At 30.6% G+C, this 14,074-nt stretch carries 13 protein-coding genes and 3 riboswitches; of the genes, 4 read left to right on the forward strand and 9 right to left on the reverse strand.

Translation table 11 applies throughout. From position 1 onward, the window contains the following. Position 1: 1 nt before the first annotated feature. From FQB35_RS13995 to FQB35_RS14025, 7 genes are all read right to left on the reverse strand, one after another. Positions 2-562, reverse strand: a complete 561-nt coding sequence (locus FQB35_RS13995; RefSeq protein WP_168198363.1) for a TetR/AcrR family transcriptional regulator — start codon at positions 560-562, stop codon at positions 2-4. Positions 563-736: 174 nt separating this feature from the next. After that, the gene (locus tag FQB35_RS14000; protein ID WP_207707311.1) at positions 737-2,083 is read right to left on the reverse strand and encodes an MATE family efflux transporter; all 1,347 of its coding nucleotides are present in this window, start codon (positions 2,081-2,083) and stop codon (positions 737-739) included. Between the two features lie 20 nt (positions 2,084-2,103). After that, positions 2,104-2,550, reverse strand: coding sequence for a MarR family winged helix-turn-helix transcriptional regulator (locus FQB35_RS14005; RefSeq protein ID WP_148810466.1), 447 nt, complete (start codon positions 2,548-2,550; stop codon positions 2,104-2,106). A 107-nt stretch (positions 2,551-2,657) separates the two neighbouring features. After that, on the reverse strand, positions 2,658-3,209 hold the full coding sequence (locus tag FQB35_RS14010) for a TerD family protein (RefSeq protein ID WP_168198364.1): 552 nt from the start codon (positions 3,207-3,209) through the stop codon (positions 2,658-2,660). After that, positions 3,190-3,990, reverse strand: a complete 801-nt coding sequence (locus FQB35_RS14015) for a hypothetical protein (protein WP_148810468.1) — start codon at positions 3,988-3,990, stop codon at positions 3,190-3,192. Before FQB35_RS14015 ends, FQB35_RS14010 begins: the two co-directional genes overlap by 20 nt. Before the next feature lie 9 nt (positions 3,991-3,999). Continuing rightward, positions 4,000-5,157, reverse strand: coding sequence for a toxic anion resistance protein (locus tag FQB35_RS14020; protein ID WP_148810469.1), 1,158 nt, complete (start codon positions 5,155-5,157; stop codon positions 4,000-4,002). 24 nt (positions 5,158-5,181) lie between these two features. Then, positions 5,182-5,643 carry a hypothetical protein gene (locus FQB35_RS14025; RefSeq protein WP_148810470.1) on the reverse strand — a complete coding sequence of 154 codons (462 nt, stop codon included), beginning with the start codon at positions 5,641-5,643 and terminating at the stop codon, positions 5,182-5,184. Positions 5,644-6,011: 368 nt separating this feature from the next. After that, positions 6,012-6,086: riboswitch (glycine riboswitch) on the forward strand. Between the two features lie 3 nt (positions 6,087-6,089). Further along, a riboswitch (glycine riboswitch) is annotated at positions 6,090-6,168 on the forward strand. Positions 6,169-6,289: 121 nt separating this feature from the next. Here FQB35_RS14025 and FQB35_RS14030 point away from each other — a divergent pair. The 3 genes from FQB35_RS14030 (at position 6,290) to FQB35_RS14040 (ending at position 10,091) form a co-directional block, all read left to right on the forward strand. After that, entirely contained in the window at positions 6,290-7,657 is a 1,368-nt protein-coding gene (locus tag FQB35_RS14030; protein WP_148810471.1) for an alanine/glycine:cation symporter family protein, read from the forward strand. A 304-nt stretch (positions 7,658-7,961) separates the two neighbouring features. Beyond that, entirely contained in the window at positions 7,962-8,885 is a 924-nt protein-coding gene (locus FQB35_RS14035) for a DUF2156 domain-containing protein (RefSeq protein ID WP_148810472.1), read from the forward strand. 12 nt (positions 8,886-8,897) lie between these two features. Beyond that, positions 8,898-10,091: a GNAT family N-acetyltransferase gene (locus tag FQB35_RS14040; RefSeq protein WP_148810473.1), complete on the forward strand. Its 1,194-nt coding sequence runs from the start codon at positions 8,898-8,900 to the stop codon at positions 10,089-10,091. Positions 10,092-10,123: 32 nt separating this feature from the next. Here FQB35_RS14040 and FQB35_RS14045 read toward each other — a convergent pair whose 3' ends face one another. After that, positions 10,124-11,074, reverse strand: a complete 951-nt coding sequence (locus FQB35_RS14045) for an L-threonine 3-dehydrogenase (RefSeq protein WP_148810474.1) — start codon at positions 11,072-11,074, stop codon at positions 10,124-10,126. A 51-nt stretch (positions 11,075-11,125) separates the two neighbouring features. Next, positions 11,126-12,316 (reverse strand): glycine C-acetyltransferase, encoded by a 1,191-nt coding sequence (locus FQB35_RS14050; protein WP_148810475.1) that lies wholly within the window; start codon positions 12,314-12,316, stop codon positions 11,126-11,128. A gap of 350 nt (positions 12,317-12,666) precedes the next feature. Beyond that, a riboswitch (FMN riboswitch) is annotated at positions 12,667-12,783 on the forward strand. Positions 12,784-12,899: 116 nt separating this feature from the next. Here FQB35_RS14050 and ribD point away from each other — a divergent pair. Next, positions 12,900-14,033, forward strand: a complete 1,134-nt coding sequence (gene ribD / locus FQB35_RS14055; RefSeq protein WP_148810476.1) for a bifunctional diaminohydroxyphosphoribosylaminopyrimidine deaminase/5-amino-6-(5-phosphoribosylamino)uracil reductase RibD — start codon at positions 12,900-12,902, stop codon at positions 14,031-14,033. Positions 14,034-14,074: the final 41 nt, after the last annotated feature.

The raw sequence follows: 14,074 nt of genomic DNA on the forward strand, positions 1-14,074 counted from the left end.
ATCATTCCCCCTTTTCTATAACTAGTCCATGTAAAATAATATCCACCATAGAATGCAGAGCTTCTTTTAACGTAATATTGTTTTTCATCAAAAAACTTCTCTCAGCTAATGACATTATAGATTCAATAACCATTTTTCTTAATATAATAGTATTTGCTTTTCTTAATTGCCCATTTCTAAGCCCTTCTTTTATTAATCCCTCCTCTGGTTCCCATTCATATAACCATTTTTCTACTTTTTCCCACTGTTTTGGGTAATACTGTTTCATTTCATAAAATCTGCTGATATACATAAGCCTTGGGGAATTTGGCAAAATCATAGCAATTTCTTTTAATTTTTCCATAGTGCTTAAATTTGGATTATTAATAATATCTTTCTCTTTTTCTTTCATAGTCGTAAAAAAATGCTCTATAATAGCATCAATCAGTTCTTCTTTTGAACTAAAATTTTCATAAAGTGTACGTTTGCTTACACCTAGTCTTCTTGCTAAATCATTCATTGTAAATTTAATACCCTTTTCGCCAGTTTCTTCAATAGCTGCCTGAATCATTCTCATACGCATCTTTATCACTTCCTTCTTATTTTGTAACAAGAAAACTATTTTAGTTTTTATAGTACCAACCTTATTTTAGCACTGCATTTTTTTTCTGTCAAACATGATTTTTGCCAAAATTAAAGCCAAATATCAATCAATAACCCATAATCAACGGTTATCTATCGGTATTTGGCTTATACACTATCTTCCTTCTAAAATAATCTTTTCCATTTCTCTTTTTACAATCATACTTGTAACAATTGTAGAAATAAAATCTGAAATTGGATAGGTAATCCATATTCCCATAAGTCCAAAAAAGCGAGGAAGAATCAATAATAAAGGAATGAATAATAGAACCTGTCTTAATAGTGTCAAAATTAAAGATGGTATTGCTTTCCCTAAAGCCTGGAACAATGCTGATCCTACTATTTGAACCCCTATTATTGGAACCATCATAATAACAACTCTTAAAACAATAGCTCCCTCTTTAACCAAATTTATATCTTTACTAAATACCCCCATAATTACAGTAGGAAATAATTCACCGATCAAAACACTAAAAGAAGCAAATACTGTTGTAACAATAATAGATAATTTTACCGTTTCCTTTACCCTATCTATCTTCTTTGCCCCGTAATTAAATCCTACAATAGGCTGCATTCCCTGAATCACTCCAAATAGCGGCATAAACAAAAACATGAGCACCCTATTGACGATTCCAAGAATAGAAATGGCCAAATCTCCTCCATAAATTTTTAATGAGTTATTTAATATAATGGCCACAACACTTCCTGCAATTTGTCTTGCAAAAGAAGCAAACCCAACCGTAAAAATTTCCTTTTGCAATTCTTTTTTTATCTTTAGGTGATAAAGTTTTACATGAAATATACTTTTTTCTCCAAAGAAATATCTTAAAACATAAATAAGTGAAGCAAATTGAGATAAAATAGTAGCTAACGCTGCTCCTTTTATCCCCATCCTAAATCCAAAAATAAAGATTGGATCTAATAAAATATTCAAACCTGTTCCTATAAGCATACTAACCATGGCAGCTTTGGCATTTCCCTCTGCTCTTACTAAGTTATTTGATGTAATAACAAGAGGAAAGTATATACTTCCTATAAAAATAACAAACATATACTCTTTAGCATAAGGTAGGATTGTATTTGTTGCACCAAATAGCTTCAGCAATGGTTCCAAAAACGATAATCCAAAAACTGCTGTAATAATCCCCATAAGTAAAACAATACTGTATGCATTTCCTACTACATAATCAGCTCTTCCTTTGTCCTTTGCTCCTAAAGCTCTTGATACAATCGATGCAGCACCAATCCCAACTAACTGTCCAAGGGCCATAATCATCATCTGTATAGGAAAAGCTATTGTTAGTCCTCCAATGCCTAAAGTACCAACACCCCTACCAATGAATATAGTATCTACAACATTATACAATGCATTTACAATCATCCCAATAGTTGCAGGCAAAGATAAATTCAGTAGCAACCTGCTTATTTTTTCATTCTCCAGCTTATAGCTTCTTTCATTCACAAACATCTCTCCTATTATTTTTAGTCTTCTTTTCCTTTTATCTTCATAGCTGCATTTTCTGCCATTTTCTTTAATAATTTTAACAATAGCTCTTTTTCTTCTTCCGTAAAAGAATCCTCTAAAATTTCTGTAAATCCAGAGAGTATTTTTTTTATCTTCGGTTTAATAGATACTGCTTTTTCTGTAGTATACACCTTATAAGCTCTTTTATCCTCTGGGTCTACCTTTCGAATAACATACCCTTCTTTCTCTAATTTTTTAATCGCTCTTGCCGTCGTTCCTTTATCAATTTTTAAATGCTCTGCCATAAATTCCTGACTGATTCCATCTTTTTTTAAAAGCATCATCAAAAAAATAATTTGTCCGCTTCCTATATTGTATGGTTTTAATTCTTTTTCAAAATATACCTTTCCATACCTATGGATAATTGAAATCCATTTACCAATAGATTCTTGTTCTCTTTTCATCCTATCTCCTCCATTAGTTGCAGATGCAACTATATTTTACATCTTTTTAGTTGTTAATGCAACTATTTTCTCAAAAAAAAATAACATTCTTTATAAGAATGTTATTTTTAAATAACAGTTATATTGAATAGCTTTTTTATACTATTTAGTAGATTTTCTGGATACTGATACTTTACAGTATTAAATTTCCACAAATCTTTATATTGATAAATTTCTCCTATTATTACAGTTTCATTGTTTTTTATATCAACCGTCTCATTTATTTGAAACATTTCCTGATTTGTCATCTGATCAAAGATTTGAAATAATAAATTTACATTTTCAACATCAGCAGTATTTTTGTATATAGAACAACTAAAAATTATTTTTTCAAAATTTTCAGCAAGTCCATTCAAATCAATTTCTATTGTTTTTATATTTTCTATATCCGTATAGTCTTCTCTATATCTAATCATTTTACAAGTACTAATTGGATTGTTATAAAAAACAATATTATCTTTATATACTTTATTATTTTTATCTACCATGAAAATAAAAAAATCTATATGAAATGCATACTCAGAAGAATTAGGATAAACGGCTTTTATCTTTAAGCCACCTACCCCTTCATTCAAATTCCCTATTACAACTTTTTCCCCTTTAATAAGCAGTTTTGACACTATTATCTCCGCCTTCAAAATCAAATTCTAATCTTATAAAGACTATATAATTTTCATCCAAAGAATGATCCATAAGCCCATAAATCGGAACTTCACTATTTTTATCAAAGCTTATATAGTTTGTATCAACCCTTATATGATTTTTTATATACGCAGGATTATTTATAAAACAAATATTATTTTTATATTTTCCTGACCATATATTTATAAGAAACATTTTTACTTCTTCTGATACTTTTTTATTAAATTTTATAAAATCCTCTATATACTTTTTCATTCCTTCTCTTCTTAAAAAAATATATTCTATTTCTTCATATTTATACTGAGCAATTTCCTTATAAATTTCTTTTTTTACTTTATGAAATAAATCATCATCCGTTTTTCTTTGCTCTAAAATATTTTTAAAATCTCCAGCTATCAAATACTTATTAAGCAAATCACTATTCCTATAAGCATAATAAAAATAAGCGCTTAAATCTGTGCAAACCCTACTTATATTTTTAAATACTTCTCTTGCCCAAGTAGACACAGGTTCAACTCTAAAATACCCATGAAAAAGGCCTTCTAGTACATCAGATACATAATATATATCAAATACAATATCCTCATTTTTATCCTTAGAAGTAATTCTTAAAATTTTAAGCTCATCCACTTCTTGAAATATATTGTTATAGTAAAATATATGACTTTTTAATTGAAAATCCGGGTTTTTTAATTTACTTATCAAACTTTTTATCTCAAAATGCTGCTCTATTAACTCCAAGCACGCTTTCTTATCCATTGAATCACCCTATTTGTATTGACTTCTTAAAGCTAAAAGCTTCTGTTTTTGCGTATTTTCAAGTTGAACCAATTCTTTTTCAATTGTCTCTCTCTTTTGTCTTCCTTCTTCATAAATTTTCATAGAGCCTTCTATTGTTTCGATTAATTTCATATGGGTTTCTCTTAGTGTATCCATACTTATAATTCCTCTTTCACTTTCCTTTGCAATTTCTAATGTATTCATTTTTAGCAACTCAGCATTTTGTTTTAGCATATTTTCTGTTGTATCTGAAACCTTTTTCTGAAGCTCTAAAGCAGTCTTTTGTTTATTTAAAGAAATAGCCAAAGCAATCTGATTTTTCCAAACAGGAATAGTAGTTAAAATACTAGATTGAATTTTATTCGCAAGAATTTTATCGTTATTTTGCATCAATCTTATTTGTGGAAGAGTTTGAATAGCTATTTCTCTACTCAATTTTAAGTCGTGGATTCTTTTTTCCATTTCATTTAGCATTTGGGCAAAATCATTATACTTTTGAATATCTAGCATATCCTTAGTCTTATCAGCCCTATTTTTTAACTCTATAAGAATTGTTTCTTTTAATTCTTTGTATTTTAGCTCTCCTGCTGCAATATACATCTCTAACTTATGCACATACTCTAAATTCTTATTATACAAAGCATCTAACACATTAACATCTCTAATTAATTCTTTTCTAGCCGTATCTAAGGCAACAACAATTTTATCTACCGTTTGGGTAACATTCTCAAGCTGAATTTTACTGTTTTCAAAGCTTTTCTTTATTTTATTTAAAAATGGGATCTTACTAGTAATAGATTTTTTTTCTTGTAGCTTTTCTACATCAACCGATTGAATTGTTGTTAGTAACAAGGACAAATTGTTTCCTACATGACCTGTATCCTTTGTTCGTACTCCCTCCAATATACCATCTGCAAATTTTGCAATACTTCCTTGAATTTCTGCACCAAAAGAAGCAATGCTGTTTACATCTCCTATTTTTATTTCGTTTTTCATACTCTCTAAAGCTTTTAAATCTTCTTTATTAAACTTTGACAAATCAACAGAAATGTAATTTTCACTCTCTTTTTCCTCTACAATATCCGTATTTTTTTCCAATACTTTATTATTTTCTTCAACTTCTTTTAATAAGTCCTGAAAACCCACTATCCTTCACTCCCCTTTTGCATATTAAAAATCTGATTTGATTAAATCCTGTACTGTTTTTAAATCTACCTGTAAATTTAACTGCTGTTGCTCTTTTATACCCTCTATAGTAACATACAGCTTTTTATTCATCTCACAAATGGTATTTACTAATTGTTCTTTCTCTTTTTGACTAGCATTTTTTTCATCAAAGCTTACTAGGATTTCTCTTACCATAGGAATATATTTTAACAATAGCAATTCTTTTACAGATATGATACTATCTATATGTTCTTCGTAGTATGAAATAATAAAAGAATAATAAGCAATAAAAGAAAGTAAGCTTGTAAAAATTTTCTGATCATTTATAGTACAAAGAAATTTCTCTATTTCTTTTAATGAAATTTTTCCATCTTCTAAAACAGAATTTTCCTGATTGTTTTCTTGTACTGTATGAAAATCCTCTGTATCTTTTTTTCTTTTGAACAGATTAAAGATTTCAATCACATCCTTATTTAAAGCTTAGTTTTCTCTAAATCTTTGTTTATGAACGTTATTTTTCAATTCATTAATAAAGATAAACAATACTGATATTAAAAAAAGAAATATAAAAAAATAAGTGAATGACTCTGATAACTTTTGCTTTTAAAAAACTTACTGAACGTTTTTTTTATTTTTCTTCTTAAAATTGCTTATTTATATTTTATTATATCAAACACTATTTTCTATTCAAAGGATAAGTATACTTTTTCCAGTTTATTAGATTGTGCAATATTTAGAATTTTATTACTTTTCTGTATGCAGTTGCCATATTTTCCGTTCAATGTTATAATCATATCGACCAGTTTCATTTAATATCAAGTGAATATTTTCGGATGAAGATAACGGGAGAGTGATCACTGATCCACCGAAGAAGTTACTCTTTCAGGTAAAGGGACCGTTATTGGACGAGCCTCTGGAGAGACTCTTATTGAGCACCGAAGGAGCAAGCCGATAATTTTATCGGTGAAACTCTCAGGTAAAAGGACAGAGCATTTTGTTTCCTAGAGGCCAAATCATTTGATTTGGCTTTTTTTATAATCCATTTATGGGTTATAATTAAAGCCTTCCTTATTGGTTATAAAATCAAAACAAATAACAAGGAGGAAGGATTATGGAAAAATTAACTACTTTCTTTAATCAAATCGATTCTTTTGTATGGGGCCCACCTTTACTAATTTTATTAGTAGGTACAGGTATCTACCTTACCATTCGATTAGGAGTACTTCAAGTATTAAAATTGCCTTTAGCCCTTAAATATTTATTTTCGAAAGAACAAGATCATACTGCTAAGGGTGATGTATCTAGCTTCGCAGCTCTTTGTACCGCTTTAGCTGCAACTATTGGTACTGGAAATATTGTAGGGGTAGCAACTGCTATTAAAGCAGGAGGACCTGGTGCTTTATTTTGGATGTGGATGGCAGCATTCTTTGGCATGGCCACAAAATATGCAGAAGGTTTATTAGCAGTAAAGTATAGAGTAGTAGATGAAAATGGCCAAATGTCAGGAGGGCCTATGTACTATATAGAAAAAGGTCTAGGCAACAAATGGCTTGCTAAAATGTTTGCTTTCTTTGGTATCGGAGTTGCATTCTTTGGAATCGGTACTTTTCCACAGGTAAATGCCATTACAAATGCAGCAAAAATCACACTGCATGTACCTGTTATTGTTTCTTCTATTATTCTTACTATACTTGTAGCCCTTGTAACCTTAGGTGGGATTAAAAGTATTTCTAAAGTTGCTGAGCTGACTGTTCCTTTTATGGCCGTATTTTACATCATTGGTTCAATAATTATCCTTATTATAAATATAGATTTATTACCACAAACAATTGCTTTGATAATAAAGAGTGCCTTTACCCCTACTGCAGCTACTGGTGGCTTCTTAGGAGCAAGTGTTATGTTAGCTATTCGAAACGGTGTTGCAAGAGGTGTTTTTTCTAATGAATCTGGTTTAGGTAGTGCTCCTATTGCTGCTGCCGCTGCAAAAACAAAATCTTGTGTACGTCAAGGTCTTATATCTATGACAGGAACATTTTTTGATACCATTATTGTATGTACAATGACTGGTTTAGTACTAATTTTAACAGGTGCATGGCAATCTGATTTTGAAGGGGCAGCTATGACAAATGCAGCCTTCCATCAAGCATTACCAGTTGCTGGACAATTCATTGTGACGATTGGATTAATCTTCTTTGCTTTTACGACTATATTAGGATGGAACTATTATGGTGAGCGATGTATCGAATATATTTTCGGTGTAGCAGGAATTAAACCTTTTAAATATATTTATATATTCTTAGTAGCAGTAGGTGCTTTCTTAAAATTAAACTTAATTTGGATTTTAGCTGATATTGTAAATGGATTAATGGCTATTCCAAACCTTATTGGTCTTGTTGGCCTAAGCGGTGTAGTTGTTACAGAAACCAAGGAATATTTTAAACAGCTAAAAGATGAAATGAGCAAAAAAAACGTTGCTTAAATTCAATGGCTATATACCATTAGGTATGTAGCTTTTTTTATTTTTCTATTTCCTTGACAAGAATTTCTATTTTTTATTTAATGAATATGATATATATAACAGAGTGTAGACAAAATAAAATTTATGAATGAAAAATAAAAGCGAATGATTGCAAAAGTTATCAAAGTCATTCTCTTATCTTTTTATATTTCCTTTTTCAAATGTTTATGTTGTTTATCTATAGATGAATCTTAATCATTAAAATTTATTTTTTTGGGTATAGAATAAAAGATGCAAATATAAAATTTTATTGAAGGAGATCATTATGTTTAAAAACGAGATTACACTAGAAGATAAAGCCTTATTTGAAAAATATACTGGTAGTTATCCTTATGAAACATCAGGCTTAAGCTTTACAAGCCTTTTTATGTGGAGACATCTAAATTCATTTAAATATGAAATCATTCATGATTTCTTATGTATTTCAGGAATCAATCATCTTAATTTAGATTATAAGGAATTCTTTGTTTTCCCTCCATTGGCAATAGGAAAATATGATGTTCATAAACTTTCTTTAGCAATAGATGTAATAAAAAATAAATTTGATGAAAAAGGTGTTCCTTTTAATATGAAACTTGTCCCTCTTCACATAATAGAAATTTTGAAAGCAGCTAAACCTAAGAAATTTATTTTTACACCTGATCGAGACAATTATGACTATGTTTATTTAGCAAAAGATTTAATTGAATTAAGAGGAAGAAAGTATCATGCAAAGAAAAACCACTTAAATTACTTTATAAAGAATGTTACTCATCAATACGTACCCTTAACAAATGAACATATAAAAGATTGCTTAGCCTTAAATGAACGCCTTATAAAAACAAAAACCTATAGCCCATTAGAAAGTCATCTTATAGATCTTGAGCAAAATGCCGTTTACGAAGCTTTAAAAAATATGAATGCCTTAGGCTGTAAGGGAGGAGCTATTTTAATTGATAACGAGGTTCAAGCCTTTACCCTTGGAGCAAAATTAAATGAAGATACCATGGTTATTCATATTGAAAAAGCAAACGCACGAATCCGTGGATTATATCAAGCCATTAATCAGCAGTTTTGCAGCCATGAATGCATAGATCTAAAATATGTCAATAGAGAAGAAGATATGGGTTTAGAAAACTTGAGAAAAGCAAAGCTTTCCTATCGTCCTGTTAAAATGATTGAAAAATATAATGTAACTCTTATGAAGTAAAGGAGGGAAAAAATGATTACTAGATTATTAACAAAAGAGGATACCTCTGCTGCAAAAAAATTGTGGGGTTATGCATTTGAAACAGATGAACCCTTTTATACTTGGTACTTTCAAGAGGTATTCAACCCTAAAAATTCCATCGGTATTTTTTCTGAAGGAGAATTGGTGTCTTATTTGCAGCTTAACCCTTATACAATATATCTGAATGGAAACTCTTTCAAAGCTTCTTATGTAGTTGGGGTAATTACTTCCCCTGAATATAGAAATAAAGGAGCTATGAAAGTTTTACTTTCAAAAGCCATTGAAGAGATGAATAAAAGAAATCATTTTGTATCCATATTAATGCCATTTGATACAACCTTTTATCGTCCATATGGATGGGAATTATGCTATAGCCAAATGAAATATGAAACTCCTATCTATATAGTAGGTCATTATAGTAATCAAGAAAAGGGAGGTACTTTTTCTCGAATCAATCTTGATAAAGACTTTGAATCTCTAAATAATATATACGAAACCTATTTAAAACACCATCATGGATATGTAAAAAGGAATAAAAAAAATTGGGACCATATTTTAAAAGATTTAGCATACTATAATGGCCATGCATATCTTTTAAAAGATTCTAAAAATCTTCCTGTTGGATACATTCTTTATTTTATAAAAAACGGAAAATTTACTGCCAAAGAAATAGTCTACAAAAATGAATGGGCAAAGAAATCTCTTTTTGGTTTTATTTATAGCCATAAATCACAAGCGACTACAGTAGAATGGTCTGCTCCATCTAATGATTCTACCCATCTTTTTTTGAAAGATACGATTCAACCAAAGCCAACAAACAAAGTAAGCTTATATCCTTTTATGTGTGGTAGAATAATCAATATAAAAAAAGCTTTAGAAAGTTGTCTTTTTTCTAAAAGTATTTGCTGCTCCTTTTCCATGGAAATTACAGATTCATATGCCCCTTGGAATGACGGAACCTTTATTGTAACAATCCAAAACGGTAAAGCTTCTTTAGAAAAAACAGATCTATCTTCTGTAGATCTTTCATGTACCATTAATACTTTTTCCCAGCTTTTTTTTGGGGCTATTAATATTGATCAAGCCATTTCACTAGAAAAAATTATACTGCATAATCAATCTATATTAGAAAATTTGTCAAAAATCTTTTATAGTAAAAACAATTATATAAATGAATTTTTTTAAAAGAGTGGAATCCTTAAAAGGATTCCACTCTTTTAAACACCTTTTTCTTTTAGCTTTGCAAGCATATCTATAGTCATCTTTTCTAAATCATATTCAACTTTAAAGCCCCATTCCTCAATTGCTGCAGTTGCATCAATTGAATTTGGCCAGCTTTCTGCAATGCCTTGTCTTACTGGATCTACATCATAATCTATTTTAAAGCTTGGAATATGCTTTTTAATTTCAGCAGCAATTTCCTCAGGCTCAAAACTCATAGCTGTTACATTAAATGCATTTCTATGCTTTAATTTTGAAGGATCTGCTTCCATCAAATCAATGATTGCATTTAAAGCATCAGGCATATACATCATATCCATATAAGTTCCCTTTGCAATATAAGAAGTATATTTACCAGACCTTAAAGCTTCATAATAAATATCAACTGCATAATCAGTTGTTCCACCTCCTGGAGGTGTTACATAAGAAATGAGTCCTGGAAAACGAACGCCTCTTGTATCAACCCCAAACTTATAATAGTAATAATCGCATAATAGTTCTCCAGATACTTTGTTTACCCCATACATTGTAGTAGGTCTTTGTATTGTATCTTGAGGAGTTTTATCCTTTGGCGTTGATGGACCGAATGCACCTATTGAACTTGGCGTAAAGAATTTACACTTAAGATCCTTTGCAACTTCTAAAGCATTTACAAGACCGCCCATATTTATATTCCAAGCAAGTAACGGTTTTGCTTCTGCAGTTGCTGAAAGCAATGCCGCTAAGTGGATGATCGTATCTGCTTTATATTTACTTGCTAATTCATGCATTTTTTGTGCATCTGTCACATCAAGTATTTCAAAGGGACCAGATTGCACTACTACATGATCTTCTGGTTTTTTTATATCAGTTGCAATGACATTCTCTGATCCATATATACCTCTCATTTTCATCACTAGTTCTGAACCAATTTGACCAAGAGAACCAGTTACTAATATTTTTTTCATTTCAAGACCTCCAAATATTTTTGATTCTTTTATCAAGCATCCTTAACTTAATTAAATTATTCCCATTTCCTTTCCTACTTTTTCATAAATGGCCAATGCTTTGTTTAGCATTTCTTTACTATGACCTGCTGAAGGCATATTTCTTACTCTTCCTGTTCCTCTAGGTACCGTTGGAAATACAATAGCTTTTGCATATACACCTTCTTCATTTAATCTCTTACTGAATATTTGCGTTTTTTCTTCTTCTCCTATAATACATGGTGTAATAGGTGTTTCACTTTCTCCAATATTAAAACCTAGATCTTTCAATCCTTTTTTTAAATAATTTCCATTTTCCCATAGTTTTTCATATAACTCTGTGCTTTCTGTCAAAATATTTATTGCTTCAATACATGCAGCTGCTGCACCTGGAGTTAAAGATGTAGAGAATAAAAATGGTCTAGCTCTCACCTTTAGCCAATCAATTAAATCCTTTTTCCCTGCAACATATCCACCAACAACTCCAATAGCCTTAGAAAGAGTTCCTATTTGAAAATCAACCTTGTCTGATAATCCAAAATGCTTTACTGTTCCTGCACCTTTGCCTAATACTCCTGAACCATGAGCATCATCTACATATGTGATAAGATCGAATTCTTGTGCAATTTCAATTATTTCAGGAAGCTTTGCAATATCCCCATCCATTGAAAACACACCATCTGTGATTACCATTATTTTTTTATATTGGCCAGATTCTTTTGCTTGTTTTGCTTTTAATCTTAAATCATCCATATCTGAATGCTTATATCTAATAATTTTAGCCTTTGATAATCTACATCCATCTATTATAGATGCATGGTTTAATTCATCTGAAAGAATGGCATCATTCTGATCCATTACAGCTGAAATAGCTCCCATATTACAATTAAACCCAGATTGAAATGCAATTGCTGCTTCAGTCCCTTTAAAGGCTGCTAGTTTTTCTTCAAGCTCAACATGAATCTTTAATGTTCCATTTATAGTTCTAACAGCACCTGCACCTACACCATATTTTTTAGTCGCTTCAATGGAAGCGTTTATCATTCTTTGATTTGTTGCTAGTCCTAAATAATTGTTTGATGATAAGTTTATCAGTTCTTTTCCTGCAATTTTTATAATTGGTCCATTGGCACCTTGTAATGGGTCTATTACATTGTATAATCCTTTGTCTTTTAAATCCTTTAAATTTTCACTTAAAAAACTATCCAAAATTTTACTTGCCATTCTACATCCCCCCTGAATTGTCTTTTTCTGACGTACATTTGTTTGGGCATTTCAATAAATTATTTTTATAGAAAAAACTTGTATCTTCTTGATATTATATTTAAAATGCTATTGTATGGAAATTTTTTTCAAGTCAATTTGTCCTGTCTATTCTAAAAAAAATCTTTTATTGTGCCCGTCTACTACGGACAGTATATCATGTTATTGCTTTTCTATCAATCTTTTCAATGAATATTTTTTATTTTTTAAATATATGCATGTTTTACTTTATAGATAAACAACATCAAATTCATCTCTGTATACCTTGACACAAATTTAAAATAGTGTTACTATGAATCCATAAAATTAAACAATATCTTCAGGGCAGGGTGCAATTCCCGACCGGCGGTATAGCCCGCGAGCCACATTGTGGTTGACTTGGTGAGATTCCAAGGCCGACAGTAAAGTCTGGATGGAAGAAGATAGAATAAAAGTTTACATGCATTATTCTAATATGGTTATTTTTATGTTTTAACATAGAATAAGCAAGCCCTGAAAATATTATTTTCAGGGCTTTTATTTTATCCAAAATAGAGGTGAAAAAATGGATACTCTATACATGAAAAGAGCTTTAGAGCTTGCAAAATACGGCATAGGATATACAAATCCAAATCCATTAGTGGGTGCAGTAATCGTAAAGAACAACCGTATTATTGGAGAAGGATATCATAGGCGCTACGGGGAGCCTCATGCAGAAATCAATGCTTTTTTAAATGCTACAGAAGATGTAGTGGGTGCTACCATGTATGTAACATTAGAACCATGTTCTCATTTTGGCAAAACACCTCCCTGTGCTAACGCTATTGTTCAAAAAGGAATCAAAAAAGTAGTAATTGCCATGAAAGACCCAAATCCTCTCGTTTCAGGAGATGGAATACAAATTCTAAAAAATCACGGTATAGAAGTAGTTACAGATGTATTAGAAGAAGAAGCAAAGAAACTAAACGAAGTTTTTATAAAATATATTACTACAAAAAAACCATTCTGTATTCTTAAAACTGCTATGACATTAGACGGAAAAATCGCAACTTTCACAGGAGATTCGAAGTGGATTAGCAACGAATCGTCTAGAAAATATGTGCATAAATTGAGGCATGCTGTATCTGGCATTATGGTAGGTATCGGTACAATTATTTCAGATGATCCACTGCTAACCACCCGATTAGAAGATATAAAAGGATTAAATCCTACAAGAATCATTGTAGATACACACGGAAAAATACCACTAAATTCAAAAGTCCTAAAAACTTGTAAAAATGTCCAAACTATTATTGCTACAACAGAGCTTGCAGATACGAAAAAGTTAAAATCTATTGAGAAAATGGGAGCAGAGATTTTAATTACTCCCATTAAAGAAGGGAAAGTAGATTTATCTTCTCTTATGACTGCTTTAGGTGAAAAAAAGATAGATAGTATTCTATTAGAAGGGGGTAGTACCCTAAACTACTCAGCTTTAAATGAAGGTATTGTAGATAAAGTCATTTCTTTTATTGCACCAAAAATAATAGGTGGACATACTGCAAAAACCCCTGTCGGTGGAGAAGGCAGAATGTACATGAAAGATGCTATTCTTCTAAAGAATATAAAGGTATCTTACTTTAAAAATGACATTATGATAGAAGCTTACCTTAGAAAGACCAACTATAAAAAGTCAATAGTAAAAAAGAAAAAATTTTAATTAAATTGGTGAATAAAAATGCATGACAAAAAGACCTGCGT

Source organism: Crassaminicella thermophila (assembly GCF_008152325.1).
In the GTDB taxonomy this organism is placed as follows: Bacteria; Bacillota; Clostridia; order Peptostreptococcales; family Thermotaleaceae; genus Crassaminicella_A; species Crassaminicella_A thermophila.